The 18,874-nt window shown below is 55.0% G+C and carries 19 protein-coding genes; 13 read left to right on the plus strand and 6 right to left on the minus strand.

Annotated elements, in window-relative coordinates; genetic code table 11:
* Position 1 precedes the first annotated feature (1 nt).
* A complete protein-coding gene (hemC, locus tag K0I63_RS01630) occupies positions 2 to 931 on the minus strand; it encodes a hydroxymethylbilane synthase (RefSeq protein WP_144200113.1) in 930 nt (309 codons plus the stop codon).
* A 209-nt stretch (positions 932 to 1,140) separates the two neighbouring features.
* On the opposite strand from hemC, the gene K0I63_RS01635 reads away from it, so the two are divergent.
* A complete protein-coding gene (locus K0I63_RS01635; protein ID WP_220082307.1) occupies positions 1,141 to 3,561 on the plus strand; it encodes a class I adenylate cyclase in 2,421 nt (806 codons plus the stop codon).
* Positions 3,562 to 3,568: 7 nt separating this feature from the next.
* On the opposite strand, the gene cyaY is transcribed toward K0I63_RS01635, so the two are convergent.
* A complete protein-coding gene (gene cyaY, locus K0I63_RS01640; protein ID WP_220082308.1) occupies positions 3,569 to 3,901 on the minus strand; it encodes an iron donor protein CyaY in 333 nt (110 codons plus the stop codon).
* Positions 3,902 to 4,432: 531 nt separating this feature from the next.
* Between cyaY and lptM the strand changes: the two genes are divergently transcribed.
* From lptM to K0I63_RS01675, 7 genes are all read left to right on the plus strand, one after another.
* Positions 4,433 to 4,600, plus strand: a complete 168-nt coding sequence (gene lptM / locus K0I63_RS01645; protein ID WP_220082309.1) for an LPS translocon maturation chaperone LptM — start codon at positions 4,433 to 4,435, stop codon at positions 4,598 to 4,600.
* Positions 4,601 to 4,605: 5 nt separating this feature from the next.
* Positions 4,606 to 5,850 carry a diaminopimelate decarboxylase gene (gene lysA, locus K0I63_RS01650; RefSeq protein WP_220082310.1) on the plus strand — a complete coding sequence of 415 codons (1,245 nt, stop codon included), beginning with the start codon at positions 4,606 to 4,608 and terminating at the stop codon, positions 5,848 to 5,850.
* A 37-nt stretch (positions 5,851 to 5,887) separates the two neighbouring features.
* Complete coding sequence (gene dapF, locus K0I63_RS01655; RefSeq protein ID WP_011864129.1) at positions 5,888 to 6,727, plus strand: diaminopimelate epimerase; 840 nt, start codon at positions 5,888 to 5,890, stop codon at positions 6,725 to 6,727.
* The gene (locus K0I63_RS01660) at positions 6,724 to 7,362 is read left to right on the plus strand and encodes a DUF484 family protein (protein WP_186300552.1); all 639 of its coding nucleotides are present in this window, start codon (positions 6,724 to 6,726) and stop codon (positions 7,360 to 7,362) included. Before dapF ends, K0I63_RS01660 begins: the two co-directional genes overlap by 4 nt.
* Positions 7,363 to 7,369: 7 nt before the next feature.
* Positions 7,370 to 8,263, plus strand: coding sequence for a tyrosine recombinase XerC (xerC, locus tag K0I63_RS01665; protein ID WP_220082311.1), 894 nt, complete (start codon positions 7,370 to 7,372; stop codon positions 8,261 to 8,263).
* Positions 8,256 to 8,978: an HAD-IA family hydrolase gene (locus K0I63_RS01670; protein ID WP_220083355.1), complete on the plus strand. Its 723-nt coding sequence runs from the start codon at positions 8,256 to 8,258 to the stop codon at positions 8,976 to 8,978. Before xerC ends, K0I63_RS01670 begins: the two co-directional genes overlap by 8 nt.
* A 101-nt stretch (positions 8,979 to 9,079) precedes the next feature.
* Entirely contained in the window at positions 9,080 to 9,655 is a 576-nt protein-coding gene (locus K0I63_RS01675) for a HupE/UreJ family protein (RefSeq protein WP_220072863.1), read from the plus strand.
* A gap of 67 nt (positions 9,656 to 9,722) precedes the next feature.
* Here K0I63_RS01675 and ric read toward each other — a convergent pair whose 3' ends face one another.
* From ric to prmA, 4 genes are all read right to left on the minus strand, one after another.
* A complete protein-coding gene (gene ric, locus K0I63_RS01680; protein ID WP_220082312.1) occupies positions 9,723 to 10,439 on the minus strand; it encodes an iron-sulfur cluster repair di-iron protein in 717 nt (238 codons plus the stop codon).
* Positions 10,440 to 10,700: 261 nt separating this feature from the next.
* Positions 10,701 to 11,006 (minus strand): DNA-binding transcriptional regulator Fis, encoded by a 306-nt coding sequence (fis, locus tag K0I63_RS01685; protein WP_011864135.1) that lies wholly within the window; start codon positions 11,004 to 11,006, stop codon positions 10,701 to 10,703.
* Between the two features lie 17 nt (positions 11,007 to 11,023).
* Entirely contained in the window at positions 11,024 to 11,992 is a 969-nt protein-coding gene (dusB, locus tag K0I63_RS01690; RefSeq protein WP_144200097.1) for a tRNA dihydrouridine synthase DusB, read from the minus strand.
* Positions 11,993 to 12,143: 151 nt separating this feature from the next.
* Positions 12,144 to 13,025, minus strand: coding sequence for a 50S ribosomal protein L11 methyltransferase (prmA, locus tag K0I63_RS01695; protein ID WP_220082313.1), 882 nt, complete (start codon positions 13,023 to 13,025; stop codon positions 12,144 to 12,146).
* A 357-nt stretch (positions 13,026 to 13,382) separates the two neighbouring features.
* On the opposite strand from prmA, the gene K0I63_RS01700 reads away from it, so the two are divergent.
* From K0I63_RS01700 to K0I63_RS01720, 5 genes are all read left to right on the plus strand, one after another.
* Positions 13,383 to 14,105 (plus strand): fumarate reductase cytochrome b subunit, encoded by a 723-nt coding sequence (locus K0I63_RS01700; protein WP_011864138.1) that lies wholly within the window; start codon positions 13,383 to 13,385, stop codon positions 14,103 to 14,105.
* A gap of 154 nt (positions 14,106 to 14,259) precedes the next feature.
* Positions 14,260 to 14,931 carry a fumarate reductase cytochrome b subunit gene (locus K0I63_RS01705; RefSeq protein WP_144200093.1) on the plus strand — a complete coding sequence of 224 codons (672 nt, stop codon included), beginning with the start codon at positions 14,260 to 14,262 and terminating at the stop codon, positions 14,929 to 14,931.
* 46 nt (positions 14,932 to 14,977) lie between these two features.
* The gene (locus tag K0I63_RS01710) at positions 14,978 to 16,984 is read left to right on the plus strand and encodes a fumarate reductase flavoprotein subunit (protein WP_220082314.1); all 2,007 of its coding nucleotides are present in this window, start codon (positions 14,978 to 14,980) and stop codon (positions 16,982 to 16,984) included.
* Positions 16,981 to 17,712, plus strand: coding sequence for a fumarate reductase iron-sulfur subunit (locus K0I63_RS01715; protein WP_144200089.1), 732 nt, complete (start codon positions 16,981 to 16,983; stop codon positions 17,710 to 17,712). The genes K0I63_RS01710 and K0I63_RS01715 overlap by 4 nt, the downstream gene beginning before the upstream one ends.
* 190 nt (positions 17,713 to 17,902) lie before the next feature.
* Entirely contained in the window at positions 17,903 to 18,826 is a 924-nt protein-coding gene (locus K0I63_RS01720) for a LysR family transcriptional regulator (RefSeq protein ID WP_011864142.1), read from the plus strand.
* Positions 18,827 to 18,874: the final 48 nt, after the last annotated feature.

Consider the following 18,874-nt stretch of genomic DNA (forward strand, 5'->3'; position numbering starts at 1 on the left):
TTTACTTGGCGTATACCGCATCTAAAATGGCTTTGGCGCCCTTAGATAGCAGCTCATCGGCCAGTGCAATACCCAGCTGCTCAGCATCTTGCTTAGCGCCACTGGTTGCGCCGCGGATCACCTGGCTACCGTCTGGGTTACCTACCAGGCCGCGCAGCGACAGGGTGTCGCCGTCGATTTCCGCATAGGCACCGATTGGCACCTGACAGCCACCTTCCAGGCGAGTGTTCATGGCGCGCTCGGCGATCACGCGGTAACGGGTTTCGATATGTTCTAGCGGTGCCAGCAGCGCCTTGACGCGTTCATCATCGGTGCGGCATTCGATACCCACGGCGCCTTGACCGTTAGCGGGTAGCGAGTCTTCCGCCGAGATAAAGCTGGCGATACGGTCTTCGAGTTTGAGGCGTTTCAGGCCTGCGGCCGCCAGAATGATAGCGTCATAGTTGCCGGCATCTAGCTTGGCCAGGCGAGTGCCCACGTTGCCACGCAGGTCGCGGATCTCAAGATCTGGGCGCGCCGCTCGGATCTGGCATTGGCGTCTCAGGCTTGAGGTGCCGACGATGGCGCCCTGTGGTAACTCTTCGATATTCTTATAGGTATTTGAGACGAAGGCATCGCGGGGATCTTCACGCTCGCAGATCACCTGCAGGCCCAGGCCTTCGGGGAAGTCGACAGGCACATCTTTCATCGAGTGCACGGCGATATCTGCCTTGCCTTCTAGCATGGCAACTTCCAACTCTTTAACGAACAAGCCTTTACCACCTACCTTTGCCAATGGTGTGTCCAGGATGACATCTCCCTTGGTGCTCATTGGCAGCAGTTCGACGACTAATCCCTCATGGGCTTTTTCTAGTTCGGCTTTAACAAATTCAGCTTGCCACATTGCCAGTGGACTTTTACGTGTAGCGATACGAATGACGTTTTGAGACATGCTCGATATTCCATCAGAGGCCATAGTTGCGCTAATGCTAACATTGCTAATTGCTAGATGTAAGAAATGGCTGTCGATTCTTTGAAGTTCACCCGCTTACGGTTTGTGCAGCCTGAGGATAAAGTGTGATCTAGCTCTCAAATACTTGCTGTTTCCGCCTAAGCTGTTAGCATGCTATAGGTGAGCTAAATGGACTAGGTTGCTTAAAATTGAAAGAGCAAGAGCATTTTATCGCAACGGCGGAGCGCTTAAACAAAGTGCGTTTAGCGCGTGCGCTTGCCATGTTGACGCCTCTGCAGCGTCATCTGATGCAACTGATCCCTGTGCTATTTCACTATCATCGTAATGACTTCCCCGGTTACAACGGCCCCATGACGCCAAGCGGCGTGTTCGAATATTTTCCCAGTGACGATGCCCTCGAGGCCTGCCGTACCCTGGGGCTCAGCGAGCCCCAAGTGATCCATCAGCAGCAAAGCGCCCTGTATGGCGTCTATACCATGGGCAGTACCGCCAGTTTTGGGCAAAATCCTAAGAGTGATATCGACGTCTGGTTGGTGTATGACCCAACCCTGGCCGACGATGAAATCGCTTCCCTGCAGGATAAGTCGCAGCTACTGACGGCCTGGTTTGGGAAGTACGATCTCGAAGTGAACATCTATCTGGTTCATCCAAAACAGTTTATTTCCAGCAGTAGTGACGGCGTGGTTCAGACCGCCAGCCTGGGGTGCGAAAACAGCGGCAGCGTGCAGCACTGGTTGCTGCTGGAAGAATTTTACCGCAGCCAGATCTGTCTCGGCGGTAAGCGGGTCGCCTGGTGGCCAGGGGCCGAGGCGATCGAGAGCCATCTCTTTCTGGGGGACGTGAGTAACCTGCCCGCCAGTGAGTATTTCGGCGCCTCCCTGTGGCAGCTCTACAAAGGCTTGGACAAGCCCCATAAGGCGCTGCTCAAGGTAATGCTGCTGGAGGCCTATGCCAGCGATTATCCCAATAGTAACCTGGTGACCACCCAGGTGTGGCAACGCACTCTGGCGGGGGATTTTTCGGCCTTCAACGATGCCTATTTTCTCCTGTATCAATCGATCGAACACTATCTGGAATACAAGAACGATAAGCGGCGCCTCGAGATCGTCCGTCGCTGTTTCTATTTGAAATGTGGTATCAGGCTGACGGTGGCCGAACACCCTAAAGATTGGCGTTACTATAAGTTGCAATCCTTGGTGACGCGTTGGGGTTGGTCCGATAACCTGCTGCGCACCTTAGATCAATGCGCCAGCTGGCACTGTGGTCAGTTGCAGTGGTTCAACGAGCAGCTCAATGAGTTGATGCTTGGCTGCTATCAGACCCTCTTACAATTTGCCTCGGCTAACAAGCTGAGCGACAGCCTGAATATCTCCGAGTTGGGGCTGTTGACCCGCAAGCTACACACCTATTTTAGCGAGGATGACAAGCAGATCATCAGCCTCAACCGGCTCTGGACCCGCTCGGTAGCCGAGGCGCACCTGACGGTGATCTACAGCCATAATACTAAGGAGTATTACCTCTACCGCTGCACCCCAGAATCGAAAAACTTCATGGGGAATCGTGCGGTATTTCACTCCCATAGCAAGGCAAAGTTATTGATTTGGGCCAGCCTGAATGGCGTATCCACTGCCCAGACTCAGTGGTACGCCTATGGCGAGGGCAAAGGCCAGGATAAGGCGCTCACTAAGGCGGCCAAGCGTCTGCCCACTATCATGGCGGAGCGTCGTTGGCGGGCATCTAAGCTGGACTTGTGTCAGCCGTGGCATTTTCGCCAGCTGCTGTTTCTCATCAATTTCAATCGCGATGAGACTCAGCTATGGCGAGGCCAAGAGATCATCTTCGACTACATGAACGCCAACATCTTCTCCATGGGGCGTCATCACAGGAATATGGTGCAGTCGCTAGATGTTATCTGCCAAAACAGCTGGGGAGAGTGGCACTGTCACCATTTCGAGGGTAACGAAGCCATCTTAGATGCCCTGGTTTATATTACCCCAGGCATGCAGCGGGCACCCCAGCAGGTGAAGGTGGATGTGGTGAGCTGTTCAAGCCGCCTCAGTACTCAGATAGAGCGCAGCATCAGCCAGCTGGTTCACCGAGCGAATCGCATGTGTACCAAGGCGAAAACTTCGTCGACCATGGTGCACCCCTTGCAGGTGGGCGGGATAAAATATGGCCTGTTCTTCAACTCCAAGGGCATGGTGTATCAGGATCTGAGTGAGTCCACGGCCTTCTATCAACGTCTCTCCAAGCAGCGAATGCTCGAGCTGCCGCGGCCGGATCTCGGCAACGAGCCTTTCAGCAAGATCCCTGAGGTGATCCAGGATTTTGCCGCCATCGGCGCGATTCAATACTTCTTGCGCCCGGGCAAGGAGGGGATAGACGTGTTTGTGCTGGATGAAAAAAATGAGCTGAATCATTATGTTCAGCCGGGGAATAACCTAGAGGAACTGGTGAGTCAGGTGAGTCATCATCATGCCTTTGCCGACTCTTATCTGGATAACGAACGCTTTAATCTACCGCAGTTTTTCCGTTTGGTTAGAGTCGATGGCCGACTGCAGGCGCAGCCCTTTGGGGTCAACGTCGACGAGGCAGCCATCGAATTTTAACGCCGTCTTACAGACTCAGCGCTATGCCGCCCTGACGCAGGATAGAGGCGAGCACGAAGGGCATAAATTCACCCGCATCGCTGCGCTCATCCAGCCATTTACCCTTGACGTAAGAGAAGTGGTATCCACCAAACTGTGTCGCCACCCAGATCTGATGCAGGGGCTCTTGCTTATTGATGACTATCTTGGACTTGTCCTGGAACTCGAGTTGCAAAACATTGCCTGAGGCATCGATGTCGATATCGGCATCTTGTTCATCGATTGCGCTCTCTATGGCATCTTCAAGTGCGGTAAACATTTCGTCGGCGAGTTGGTGATACTCTGAATCTGTCATTGCCATCTGGGCATCCTTCAGTGGAGTGGGTTGTTGCAGAGCCCACATAGTAATACCAAATTTACCAAATATCTAACTTTGGCCGGGCGCTTGTGAGGTGAAGTTTGTCGCCAGTCGCCTGCATTTCCCTCTGCTTTGCAGAAACTAAGGAGGTCGCCTCGGCTTGCCAATGAATAAAAATATTCACATTCGGGGTTTTTAGTCTGGGTTAAGCTTGACGTTTTGGCCCTATCTCTGCAAACATCAGACAGACTCGATATTGGTTGTGCGCGGGCGAGTCAGGCGAAGGGTAAGGGCCCTGTTTGATGGCGGTAAAGTGAGATTTTGCCGAGCAGGGAATTCGTTTGTCCGGGTGATGCCTGAGTTATGAAAAGTGGATTTTTATGGGTTTTAGCGGGGATTTATCCTGTTTGGGGTAAAAATCATCTTTTTCTCCCCCGGGAGCCGAGATAGTGCGTACAATCATGAGAAACATGATGAAAAAGGTACGGAGCCCTTTGGCTACCGTGTGTGATCCCCTCGAAACTGGAATGTCTGATGTTGAATAAGATGAAACTGATTTTACTTATGTTGTTGGCGAGCGCGGTGCTAAGCGGCTGCGGGCAGAAGGGGCCTCTGTATAAATCGCCAGCGCAGGAAGACAACCAGAAGCCGCAGGTGGAACAGCCCACACCAGCAACCGAGCAGAATAACAATAAGGATTAAGCCCAGTGGATCACTTTCTCTATCAACAAGATGAACTCTATGCCGAGCAGTGTGCCGTTGCCTCGCTCGCAGAAACCTATGGCACGCCGCTCTATGTCTATTCGCGCGCGACCCTAGAGCGCCACTGGCATGCCTTCGACAATGCGGTCGCCGATCATCCTCATATGATCTGCTACGCGGTGAAGGCCAACTCTAACCTGGCGGTGCTGAATGTGTTAGCGCGTCTGGGCAGTGGCTTCGATATCGTCTCCGGCGGCGAGTTGGCAAGAGTATTAGAAGCCGGTGGTGAGGCGAGTAAGGTGGTCTTCTCTGGCGTCGGCAAGACAGTTGCCGAGATGGAGATGGCCCTGGAGGCGGGGATCTACTGCTTCAATGTCGAGTCGGCCGCCGAGCTCGAGCAGCTTAACCTGGTCGCACTGAGGCTGGGCAAAGTCGCGCCTGTATCACTGAGGGTTAACCCTGATGTAGATGCCGGCACACACCCTTATATCTCGACTGGCTTGAAAGAGAACAAGTTTGGTATCGCCATGGAAGAGGCCGAGGCGATCTTCCTGCGGGCAAATGAATTGCCGGGCCTGGCGGTGAAGGGCGCCGATTGTCATATCGGCTCGCAGCTCACCGAGTTACAGCCTTTCCTCGATGCCATGGATCGCATGTTGGCCCTCATCGACCGTCTGGCCGAGCAGGGGGTGAAGATTGCGCACCTGGATGTGGGCGGCGGTCTGGGGGTCACCTATGATGGCGAGCAGCCGCCGGAGCCGAGTGCCTACGCCAGTGCCCTGCTTGGTAAACTCGCGGGACGCGATCTCAAGCTCATCTTCGAGCCGGGCCGTGCCATCGCCGCCAATGCCGGTATCTTCGTGACTCAGGTGCTCTACCTGAAAGAGAACGCCGAGAAGAATTTCGCCCTGGTCGACGGTGCGATGAACGACCTTATTCGTCCTTCGCTGTATAGTGCCTGGCAGAAGATCATCCCTGTGGTTCCACGCCCAGGTGAGACCCGCCAATATGACGTGGTGGGCCCAGTGTGTGAGACGGGTGACTTCTTAGGCAAAGACAGGGCGCTCAACATCGAGGCCAATGATCTGTTGGCGGTGCGCTCGTCGGGTGCCTATGGCTTTACCATGGCATCAAATTATAACTCTCGCCCCCGCGCCGCCGAGGTGATGGTGGATGGCGATCGTCATTATTTGGTGAGAGAGAGAGAAAAAGTCGCGCAATTGTGGCAAGGTGAACAACTCCTCCCTTAAGCAGGGCAGGCCGGTTACTTTTTGAAGGAAAACACATTTGATCCATTTCACCAAGATGCACGGTTTAGGCAATGACTTTATGGTGGTCGATGGCGTGACGCAGAACGTCTATTTCTCGCCCGAGCAGATAAAGCGCTTAGCGGATCGCAACTTCGGCATCGGTTTCGATCAGCTCCTGTTGGTGGAGCCGCCCTATGATCCTGATCTGGATTTTCACTATCGCATCTTTAATGCCGATGGCAGCGAAGTCGAGCAGTGTGGCAATGGCGCCCGCTGTTTTGCGCGCTTCGTAAAGAGCAAGGGATTGATCAACAAGCAGAAAATCAAGGTCAGTACCTCTTCTGGCAAGATGACCTTGCGCCTTGAGCGTGACGGCAGCGTCACGGTCAACATGGGGATCCCTGTGCTGGAGCCGAGCCGCATCCCCTTCAATGCCAAGAAGGCGGAGAAGACCTACTTGCTGCAGGCCGATATGCCTGAGGGCATGCAGACCTTCCTCTGCGGCGCCGTGTCTATGGGAAATCCCCACTGTGTGCTCGAGGTCGACGACGTGGCCAACGCCGATGTCGAGCGGATAGGTTCACTGCTGACCAAGCATGAACGCTTCCCCAAGGGGGTGAACGTAGGTTTCATGCAGGTGGTCGATGCAAACCATATTAAACTTAGAGTGTATGAGCGCGGCGCGGCCGAAACCTTGGCCTGTGGCAGCGGCGCCTGTGCGGCCGTGGCCGTGGGCCAACTGCAAGGCAAGCTCGCCAGACGCGTGCGGGTCGACCTTCCCGGTGGTAGCTTAACCATCAACTGGGAAGGCGAGGGTAAGCCCCTATGGATGACGGGGCCTGCTGAACATGTATACGATGGACAGATACAGCAATGAATGATGCGATGAACAAAAAAGCCGAGTTGCCCTTCGATGAAGTCTTGATCCGCGAGTATCTGCTCGACAATCCCGACTTCTTCGCCCGCTACCCCGAGCTGTTGCTGGCGATGCGGATCCCCCACGAGCAACGCGGCGCCGTCTCTCTGGTGGAGCGTCGTCAGGAGATGCTCAGAGCCAGGGTGACTCAGCTGGAGGAGGAGATCACCTCCTTGCTGGCAATGGCCTCGCGTAACGAACAGATCTATATGTTCAATACCGCCTTGTCGCTCAAGCTGTTGCAGGCAGAGGATCTCGGTGACCTGAGGCAGATACTGTCGAGCGAGTTGCAGAAGCAATTTCAGTTTACCCATGTCCGTTTGATCACTGTCCATGATATCGACAGCGAACTGTCGAACATCTGGAGCGAACGCCTGAAGCAGGGCTACTACTTCGGCCGTCTTACCCAGAACGAGTCCAAGCGTCTGTTTGGCTGCGAGGTGGGCTCAGTGGCGCTGTCCCGCCTGTCACAGCAGTGTGGCCAGGTTATCTTTGCCATCGCCAGCCAAGACCCTATGCATTTCCATCCTGAAATGGATAACCTCTTGCTGGATCAGCTCAAACAGTTACTCGACCACCTGCTGCCTAAGCTGTGAGGCCGTGATGTCTGACGACTGGGTGCAGGAATTTGTCTCATATCTGGTCAGTGAGCGGCAGCTCTCTCCCCACACGGTCAGAAACTATCGCTTCGAGCTCGAGCGGGTCGGCGAACTCCTCCCCGAGAATTTTATCTGGGCAGAGGTCAGCGACGAACAGCTGCAAGCCGTACTCAATAAGCTGCATCGCAAGGGGCTGGGGCCTCGCTCCATCGCCCTGACGCTGTCGGCCCTCAAGCAATTTTGTCACTATCTGCTGCAAGAGGGCTATATCAAAAAAGATCCCTGCCTGAACCTCAGCGCCCCCAAACAGCAAAAGCCCCTGCCTAAGAATATGGATCTCGATTCAGTGACCCATCTTCTGTCTATCGAGGGGGACGATCCACTGGCGTTGCGGGATAAGGCGATCATGGAGCTGTTCTACTCTTCGGGCCTGCGTCTGGCTGAGTTGGCGGCCCTAGATACCCGAGATATCGCCAGCGGCGAGCATCAGGTCAAGGTCATGGGTAAGGGCGGCAAGGAGCGTATCGTGCCCGTTGGCCGAATGGCACTGAGTGCCATCGACGACTGGCTCAAGGTGCGCTCGCTTTTGCCCTGTGAAGACGACGCCCTGTTTGTCACCGTCAAGGGCAAACGCCTCGCCCACAGGAGCATACAGGCCAGGCTAAACAAGTGGGGTCAGCAGCAGGGGCTAAATGCCCGGGTGCATCCCCATAAGCTGCGCCACTCCTTTGCAACCCATATGCTGGAATCTAGCGCCGATCTCAGGGCGGTGCAGGAACTGCTGGGGCATGCCAACCTGTCCACCACTCAGGTCTACACCAGCCTGGACTTTCAACATCTCGCCAAGGTCTACGACGGCGCCCATCCCAGGGCGAAGAAGCGAGGTGGTAATGGTTAGTGTGGCGATAGGTCTACGACCCTTTAAGGCGATCAGCTTCGATCTGGACGATACCCTGTATGATAACCGGCCCATCATCATGGCCGCCGAGCAGCGCCTGCTAAGCTTTCTGGCACAAAGGCATCCACTGACCCAAGATTGGGGCCTGGATGACTGGCAGGCATTGAAGCGCAGTCTGATAAGACAATCCCCAAGCCTGGCCCACGACACCTCGGCCGCGCGTCTGGTGACCCTGGAGCAGGGGCTGATAACCTTAGGTTACACTAAGACGCAGGCTGGTGAGGCGGCGCAGCAGGCCCTGGCCTACTTTGTCGAACAGCGCTCTGACTTTACCGTTGCGCCCGAGGTGATCGCCAAACTCGCTCGTCTGGCTCAGCACTATCCCTTGATTGGCATCACCAACGGCAATGTCGATGCCCAGCGGATTGGACTGGGTGAGGTGCTGGAGTTCGTCCTGCATCCCGGCAATGGCACCCGCATGAAGCCCTATCCCGATATGTTCTATCAGGCCTGTCAAAGGCTGGATATCGGCTGTCAGCAGCTCTTGCACCTTGGCGATAGCTTTAAGGCCGATGTTCAGGGGGCTCGCCGCGCGGGTTGCCAGGCTGCCTGGCTGAATCCGGCGGTTGGAAGGAAGCCTCAGCTAATTTCTGAGGGGCAACTACCCCATATCACTTGCAGCGATCTTGACGATCTGCTGGCCACTATCGACTAGGCTTGTCAGTCACTTATTTGTACTTTTCGGCTAACCATCACAGTCAGTTAACCTTAATTCCTCTATTGTCGGTGCTCATATTTCAAGGATAGAGAGGATATATGCGTACAAGGTTACTTCCCCTTTTGCTGCTGGCGTGGACGACGCCGGTATTTGCCCATGGGATCACCCATGGTGCGGGCTTCATGACCGGCTTTAATCATCCTGTACTCGGTTTCGATCATCTGCTGGCCATGCTGAGTGTGGGCCTGTTGAGCACCCAGTTGGGTGGGCGGGCGATCTGGACGGTACCGCTCGCCTTCATGGCCTTCATGTTGGTCGGTGGCATATTGGGGCTCTATGGCGTGGCTTTGCCCTGGGTTGAGCTGGGGATCGCCCTGTCGGTGTTGCTGCTTGGTCTGGCTATCGCCTTGGGTAGGCACATTCCGTTGCTGCTCGCCATGGGATTTGTGGGACTGTTTGCCATCTTTCACGGCCACGCCCACGGCGCCGAGATGCCGGCCTTAGCCAGCCCGGTGCTCTATGCGCTTGGCTTCCTCACGGGAACCGCGGTGATCCATCTGCTCGGGGTGGCGCTGGGCATCATAATGCAGCAGCTGAGCCGTAAGCTGCCGCTGCTGCGTCTCAGTGGCGGTGTGATCGCCTTGGTCGGTGGTTATCTGATTGTCGGCGTCTAGCTCATCGATTGGATAGGGGCGCCGATTGCTGCGCCCCTTCTTTTGCCAAGTTGTAAATAGCTAACTGTTAAATCGCCAGGGTCTTAGGGAAGAGGATGTTGTTCTCGATATGTATGTGTTGCTGCAGATCGGCGACAAACTCCTTCAAGGTGGCGTAGCAGATGCGCCAGGTGGTGCAGGCATGGGCCGGCGGCGTGAAGTCGTTGGTGAGGGCTCTCAGGCGCTCGACAATCTCGCTGGCCTCATCGTGCTCATGCTCCATGGCGTTGATGGGGTTGCCTATGTGACCGAAACAGCCGCTCACCTGTTCGCCCGCAGCCATGGCGCGGATGGCGGGGAAGAGGATCTGCTCCTCCTTCATCAGGTGGGGCATGAGATCTTCTATCAGGGCACGCACCCAGCCGGCAAAGGGCTTTATCTCATCATAATGCTCACCGTGGGCGCGTACCATCTTCTGGCTATATTCGATAAGCAGTGGCGCCTTGTCTCGCACATAGTCGTGGTGCGTCGCCTCAATGTAGTCGATCAGCTCGCCTAAAGGTAACTGATTCAGGCTATCTTCATGCATCCCTTCGGCCTTCACGGCCTGCAGCGCCGCCTCTACCTCCACCAGGGCGATGCCTGCCCGATCACAGGCCTTTGCCAGGGTGCGCCTGCCGCCGCAGCAGAAATCGATACCAAATTGGCTGAAGACGTGGGCACGTCGAAAGTCGCCGGCCACTAGGCTGCCAACTGTCTCTTCGGCAAATTCTGAGGCCAACAGGGACTGTGTAGATAAAGACATGGTGACTCCAATTTAAAAGCTGTATTTTATATATGCGTTTAGATGGTAGAGAGGTTACCGGGTAAATTCAACATAAACTTGAGTGTTTTCCTCGGGATTGTTGGTTTAGTTGAGGCAGATCATGATTTCACGTTAAGCCGTGGGCCTAAGATGAGGGATTGATTGCAGAGTGGTGTGGCGGAGAGGGGAATGAAGCGGCTTAAAGCAAAACGGGCCCACCATCGCTGGTGAGCCCGTTCAATACAGCTGACTAAGAAAGTCTTAGTTCATGCCATATTTCTTTAATTTCTTACGCAGAGTACCACGGTTGATGCCTAGCATGTTGGCCGCGCGAGTCTGGTTACCACGAGTGTGTTGCATGATGATATCTAGTAGAGGTGCTTCAACTTCACATAACACCATTTCATAAACTTCTTCGGCTTCCTGGCCGTCCATTTGAGCGAAAAAGTTCGTTACTGCGCGCTTCACTGCGTCACGAAGTAACTGAGGCTTGATAGTGCCGTTAGCGGTTTCGATTTTGCCTACGGTAAGCTGATGAGCTTCTGGTTGAGTTGTCTGATCAAACATTCGTATTCTGCTCTTTATTAATTCTTTACTAATTCATCAAAATAACGCTCCAACATGGAACGTTGTTCTTCAACAGTTTCCAGCCGATTGAAGTCGGCTCTGAAAGATCTCTGCGCTTCTTGGTCCAGATACCATCCAACATGCTTTCTGGCGATACGTAACCCTTTGTATTCGCCATATAATGCATATAAATTCTTGAGGTGTTCCAGCATCACTTGACGCTTTTCGTCCACTTCAATGGGCGCTAGCTTATTACCTGTTTCCAAGTAATGTTGGATCTCTCTGAATAGCCAAGGCCGTCCTTGAGCGCCTCTTCCTATCATCACGGCATCTGCGCCCGTGTAGTCCAGCACGTAACGTGCCTTCTCCGGGGTACAGATATCGCCATTTGCGACAACTGGAATAGAGACATTCTGTTTAATCGCACGAATCGTGTCGTACTCGGCGTCGCCTTTGTACATGCATTGTCGCGTACGGCCATGGACCGCGAGCGAGGCAATGCCACAATCTTGCGCAATTTGGGCTATGTGAACCCCATTTCGGTGTTCGGGTGCCCATCCGGTGCGAATCTTCAGGGTGACAGGTACATCCACAGCGGCAACGACAGCCTGTAAAATTGCTTTTACCAGCTCTGGTTGCTGCAGTAGTGCCGAACCTGCCAACTTCTTATTCACTTTTTTTGCAGGACACCCCATGTTGATATCGATGATCTGTGCGCCCTGTTGTACGTTGACAAGGGCGGCATGGGCCATCATATCGGGGTCGGCACCTGCAATTTGTACTGAGCGAATCCCATCTTCACCAGCGTGTGCCATGCGCTGTCGGCTCTTGTCCGTGTCCCAGACCTCGGGATTGGACGAAAGCATCTCAGATACAGCCAGGGCGGCACCGTAGCGTAAACAGAGATTTCGGAAGGGTTGGTCGGTGACTCCTGCCATAGGAGCCACGATCAGCTGATTCTTCAGTTGATAGGGTCCAATCTGCATTAATCATCACACCTTGCGCTTCAAAGGGGCGCTATAGTACGCCTTTTTCAAGCCTGTGAAAAGGTCAATAAATGACCTGAGAGCAACTTTTTTGCTTGACTTTTGCGAGGTGAGAAGTCTGTGGCGGCCTTGCGGCCGCTGGCTTTTACCCCTATTTGCGTCTGCCTGTCAAGCGGCTCCAATCCTCTTTGTGAACTGGTGCGTCCATGTCAAACCACTGGGCATAATGCTGGCTGATCTCGTCGGCCTGTTCCTTTAATAAGCCAGAGAGTGCCAGCAGGCCACCGGGCTGAACTTTTTCGGCGATCAGCGGTGCCAGTTCGCGCAGCGGGCCGGCAAGGATGTTGGCCACCAGAACCTCTGCCTTAAGATCGGCAGGCTGGTCTTCCGGCAGATACAGGTCGAGCTTGTCGGCCACCTGGTTGCGCTCGGCGTTGGCCTTAGAGGCCTCGATCGCCTGGTAGTCGATGTCGATACCTGTGACCTTGGCGGCGCCCAGCTTGAGCGCGGCGACCGCAAGAATGCCTGAGCCGCAGCCAAAATCGATCGCTTCTTTACCTTGTAAGTCCAGGCCGTCTAACCATTCCAGGCACAGAGCGGTAGTAGGGTGGGTACCGGTGCCGAATGCCAGGCCGGGATCCAGCATGACGTTGACGGCATCTGGGTCGGGCACTTCGCGCCAGCTTGGGCAGATCCATAGGCGACGACCAAATTGGATAGGGTGGAAGTTGTCCATCCACTCTCTTTCCCAGTCCTTGTCTTCGACCTGCTCAATCTTATGGCTAAAGTCGGCGCCTAAATAAGGTTGCAGCTTGAGCATCTCTACCACGGGCGCCAGATCATAGTCGGCCTCGAACAGGGCGGTGATCACTGTGTGGCTCCACAGCGGGGTCTCACCCAGGTTAGGCTCGTAGATTGGGGTGTCTTTACCATCTTCATAGGTGATCGACAGGGAACCCAGCTCCATCAGCATGTCGCTGAGCTGCTCGGCGTGTTGGTTATCTGTGTCTATCTTTAACTGGATCCAGGCCATGGGATCTTCTCTCTAAGGTCAATATAAGGTCAATAATGGCCCTATTGTAAACCAAGCCTAAGGCAAAGGCCGAGGAATCTGTGCCGAAACTGAGATTTGGGGGATTTAGCATCTAAATTCAATTGGTTATTTTGACTCAGCTGTGATTGATTGTATTGTTTGAAATAAGTGTTTAAATAACTGATTATTATTGGTTAATTGGTTTTACCTTTGTTTCGTTGCTGGCGGATTGTTTGTGATCGACGTCAAATGTTCCACCTTAGCAGGGTGAGGTGTCTCACGCTTTTCAGCTGTCCGTATAGGCAGCCTAAAACTTGTTGGTATGGTGTAGATCCCGACACTAGGCGCAGAAAGATCATGAAGGTTAACAGCTTGCAGTACCAACACACACATTACGCTGCTTTGGGCAGTCCCTGGTCAGCCAAGGCTGACAGAATACAGAGTGCCACCGGCATCTTATTGGGATGTTTTTTGCTGGCGCATCTGCACTTCGAGTCGAGCATTCTCTTCGGTAAAGAGACCTTCTATCACGTGGTGCAGTTCCTCGAAGGCGGCATGTTTAGCAGCACAGGCCATGGCATGCCGATAGTGACCAAGGTGTTCTCTATCTTTATCATGCTGGTTGTGATGCTGCATGCGGCGGTGGCGCTGCGTCGCTTCCCGGCCCAGTTGGGGCAATGGCGCGCGCTGCGTAATCACATGCAGGGGATCAAGCATAAAGACAGCCACGCCTGGTTCTGGCAGCTGGTAACAGGCTTCATCCTGTTCTTCTTGGCGCCGGTGCACATCTTTACCATGATAACCAACCCGGAGATCGGCCCCCATCTGTCGGCCGAGCGCGTCTATCACGCCAACGCTTGGTTGCTCTACGCCCTGTTGCTGCCCGCCGTGGTGGTGCACGCCATGATAGGACTCTACCGCGTCGCGGTGAAGTGGGGGCTTATCCGTCACCGTAAGGGGCTGAGAAAGGCGATCAAGGTGTTGATCATCTATCTGATGACCCTGGGCATCTTGAGCCTCATCTCTTACATCATGATAGGCCGATCACTCGTCTTGCCAATTACGCCATTTGTGCCATAACTGTGTAGGCGCGGGGTAGATTAGCAAATTATAAAATATCGGATTGTGTTTTGATCTATCTCACGGTTTCAGTTGGGTTTGTGAGCGACATTAAGGCTAGCTGTTTTTAAATCTGTTTGTCTCGCACTTTTCCCCACTTTTCACAGGAGTGCCTATGTCGCTGGCGAAGAAAAATAATAATGTAAGCGGTTGGCTCGATATGAGCCAGAGTGTCTCTGGCGTCATCTTGGCCTTGTTCCTCTGGACACATCTGGTGTTGGTCTCCTCCATCCTGTTAGGGGCCGATGCCATGACATTTGTGGCACGCACCATGGAGCTGAGCTTCCTCAGCGCCGATGGCCATGGTTATCCCTGGGTGGTGTCGGGCATCGCCATCATAGTGGCGCTACTGGCGCTGATCCATGTATTGGTTGCCGTGCATAAGATGCCGCTGAACCTGCAACAGCAGCGGGCGCTACGCCAGCAGATGAGCGTGATCCACCATGATGATACCAAGCTGTGGGTGTGGCAGGCGATCACCGGAGTGGGGATCTTCCTGTTGCTGCCCGTGCATCTTTGGTTGATCGGCAGCGCGCCGGAAACCATAGGCCCTGTGGGTAGCGCCGACCGTATCTGGAACCAAGGGGTCTGGATGGTCTATCTGCCCTTGCTTTTGTGTGTCGAGCTACATGCCGCCATCGGCATCTATCGCGTGGCCATCAAGTGGGGCGCCAAGCGCGCCATCGACGCCCGCGCCCGAATTAAAAAAATAAAAACCATAGTGAGTGTGGTGTTTGTGGTGATAGGTCTGGCCTCTCTGCTCGCCTTCCTGCCCTACGCCAGCTAACCCATTAGACGCTAATTTGATCTCTTATCCCTCGTAAGGAGCAAGTGTGAAACTGATATATACCGATTCTTTAGTCGTGGGCGCCGGACTGGCGGGACTAAGGGTCGCCATCGCCTCGAAGGAACGCGGCCTGGATACCCTGGTGCTGTCATTGATCCCCGCCAAGCGTTCCCATTCGGCAGCTGCCCAGGGCGGCATGCAGGCCAGTTTGGGCAATACCGTCAAAGGCATGGGAGACGATGAAGATGTACATTTCCAAGATACGGTAAAAGGATCGGACTGGGGCTGTGATCAGGAAGTGGCGCGCATGTTTGCTCACTGCGCCCCCAAGGCTGTGCGTGAACTGGCGAACTGGGGCGTGCCCTGGACGCGGGTCACCAAGGGGCCGCGCCAGGTGGTGGTAAACGCCGAGAAGGTCACCATCGAAGAGGCCGAGGAGGCCCATGGCCTGATCAACGCACGCGACTTTGGCGGCACCAAGAAGTGGCGCACCTGCTATACCGCTGATGGTACCGGCCACTCGCTACTCTACGCCGTGGACAACAAGGCGATCTCCTTGGATATTCCTGTACACGAAAGGGTCGAGGCGCTGGCGCTTATTCACGATGGCAAGCGTTGCCATGGGGTGGTGGCCAGATGCCTGATCACGGGTGAGCTGCGCGCCTATGTGGCCAAGTCCACCACGATCGCCACCGGTGGCTATGGCCGTATCTATGAGGTCTCCACCAATGCGATCATCTGCGAGGGGATAGGCCAGGCGTTGGCGCTGGAAACCGGCGTGGCGACCCTGGGTAACATGGAGGCGGTGCAGTTCCACCCGACGGCGATTGTGCCTGTGGGGATCCTCACCACCGAAGGCTGCCGCGGTGATGGCGGCCTGCTCAGAGACAAAGATGGTCACCGTTTCATGCCCGATTATGAGCCGGAGAAGAAGGAGCTGGCCTCGCGCGACGTAGTATCGCGCCGCATGACTGAACATATGCGTAAAGGTAAGGGGGTCGATAGCCCTTACGGACCGCACCTCTGGCTCGATATCACCCTGCTTGGTCGCAAACACGTGGAGACTAACCTGCGTGAGGTGAAGGAGATCTGTGAGAACTTCCTCGGCATAGATCCCGCCGAAGATTGGATCCCAGTGCGTCCGACCCAGCACTACTCCATGGGCGGTATACGTACCGATGCCAAGGGGCAGAGTCCACAGCTAAAGGGGCTGTTCAGTGTGGGTGAGGCGGCCTGTTGGGACATGCATGGCTTTAACCGCCTAGGGGGCAACTCGCTGGCTGAGACAGTAGTGGGCGGAATGATCATCGGCAAGTATGTGGCCGACTTCTGTGAAGAGAACACCCTGGAAATCGACACCTCGCTGGCCGAACGCTTCGTGGCTCAGGTACGAGATGAGATAGATGGCCTGGTCGAGGGGCAGGGCAGTGAGTCTGCCTATGAGCTTAAGCGCGAGATGCAGCGCATCATGATGGACTATGTGGGCATATTCCGTAATGGTCCAGAGCTGACGAAGGCGGTCGAGGAGTTAGAGGCTCTGCTGATCCGCTCGCGTAAATTGGGCCTCAAGTGCAAGAAGCGCCATGCTAACCCAGAGCTGGTCGAGGCGTTAAGAGTCAAGCGTATGCTCAAGGTGGCCTTAACGGTTGCCTGCGGCGCCGAGGCGCGCACCGAGAGCCGCGGTGCCCACGCCCGTGAAGATTATCCACAGCGTAACGATAAAGAGTGGCTTAACCGCACGCTCTCCTCCTGGCCGAGCAGCGACGCCACCCGTCCTCAGCTGGACTATGAACAGCTGGATGTGATGAAGATGGAGCTGCCACCCGGCTATCGTGGCTATGGCATCAACAACGCCATCGCTCATCCGGACACAGAGAAGCGTGAGAAACAGATCGTCGAGATCTTGAGTAACCTGGGCGAGGATGCCGATCGCCATGAGCGCCAGCACGCGCTGATGCCGTTCGAGGTGCCAGAATCCCTTAGAGAGAAGAATGAGCGTTTGCATGATAAGCCGCTCGGAAACAGTCAGCAGCTTGGAGAAGAAAGCAAATGAGTCAGGGTCGTACACTAACCTTTAATATCTTCCGTTATGATCCTCAGATGCCGGACGATAAGCCCAAGATGGTCAAGTATCAGCTGGAAGAGGCGCCGGGCATGACGGTGTTTATCGCGCTGAACATGCTGCGTGAGCAGCAGGATCCGTCACTGCAGTTCGATTTCGTCTGCCGCGCCGGGATCTGCGGTAGCTGCGCCATGGTGATCAACGGTTATCCCACCTTGGCCTGTCGCACCCTGACCAGCAAGTATCCTAAAGGGGAGATCACCCTGATGCCGCTGCCGGGCTTCGAGCTGATTGGTGACCTGTCGGTCAACACGGGTAAGTTTATGCGTGAGCTGGCGGAACGTCTCAAGCTGTGGCTGCACCCGAGAAACGATGAGGCGGACATTCACCGCATCGAGGCGCCCATGGATCCCGAGGAGGCGGCCAAGCTCTATGAGCTGGAGCGCTGCGTCGAATGTGGTGTGTGTGTCTCGGCCTGTGCCACTAAGCAGATGCGCGACACCTTCGTCGGCGCCGTGGGCATGATGAAGATCGCTCGTTTCGAGCTCGACAGTCGTGATGCCCGCAGCGTGGAAGACTTCTATCACGTGATAGGCAATCAGGATGGGGTATTCGGTTGCATGACCCTGCTGGGCTGTCAGGACAACTGTCCTAAAGACCTGCCACATATGCAGCAGATCGCCTATCTCAGACGTAAGATGGCGACCGCCTTGGTATAAGCCTATAACGTTCAGTCGATTGCACCATCCTTCACAAGAAGCCTGCCCGAGCAGGCTTTTTTATTGGCCCAAATCCACCACTTGGCTTACTTTTATCAAAAATATTTTGATAAAAGTAAGGTTTTTAGCCAGTCTATGCTTAATAGAAATTCACTCAAAGAGAGTGCCGAACGCGGCGGGGAAACAGGCGATGCAGGTCAATGATCTATTGTTATTTGTAAGGGTCGCCGACTGCGGCAGCCTGAGCGGCGCGGCGGTGGAGCTGGAGATCTCCGCGGCGGTAGCCAGCGCCAGCCTGAAACGGCTGGAGAAGGAGCTAGATACCGTGCTCTTTATCCGCAGCACCCGCAGCCTGAGGCTGACCGACGCCGGCGAGCGTTACCTCAGCTATTGTCGTCGGGCGCTGGAGGACCTGCGTCTCGGTGAGCAGGCGCTGGCCTGCGCCAAGTCGCAGATTGCCGGCAAACTGAGTGTAGCCCTGCCATCCGATGCCGGGCGCAACTATATTCTGCCCTGGCTGGATCATCTGATGGACGAATATCCCAGGTTACAGCTGAGGCTGCATCTCGCCGACAGCCTGACCAACTTCTATCACGACAAGATAGATGTGGCCCTGCGTAGCGGCACCCCCAAGGATTCGAGCCTAGTGGCCTTTAAGATCTGCTCGGCCCAGCGCATCCTGTGTGCCTCGCCTGAGTATATTGCTGTCCATGGTCGCCCCGAGACCCTAAGTGATCTGGAGAAGCATAACTGTCTGTTTTTCATGTTAGATGAGAAGACCCACGACCAATGGTGTTTCTATCGCGACGGTCAGAGTCACAGGGTGAGGGTGTCTGGCAATCGCACCTGTAACGACGCCGAAGTCGCCCGCAAGTGGGCGCTGGCGGGGAAAGGGATCGTCTACAAGTCATCTTTGGATCTGGCTGACGACCTGGCCAGCGGCGCCCTGGTGCCGCTGCTGACCCAGTACAGCGGCGAGAGCGCCGATCTCTATCTTGTGTGTCCCGGGCGGCAACATGTGACGCCTCTGGTGCTGACCCTGAGGGAGCATCTGCGCCAGCGCTGCCAGCAGCGCGCCAAGCGCCTCGCCGCGGCTTTTACTCAGCAGGCATAAAAAAAGCCGCATCGTTGCGGCTTTTTTTTCACTAGGTACTGATGACCC

It is taken from the genome of Shewanella rhizosphaerae (genome assembly GCF_019457655.1).
GTDB lineage: Bacteria > Pseudomonadota > Gammaproteobacteria > Enterobacterales > Shewanellaceae > Shewanella > Shewanella loihica.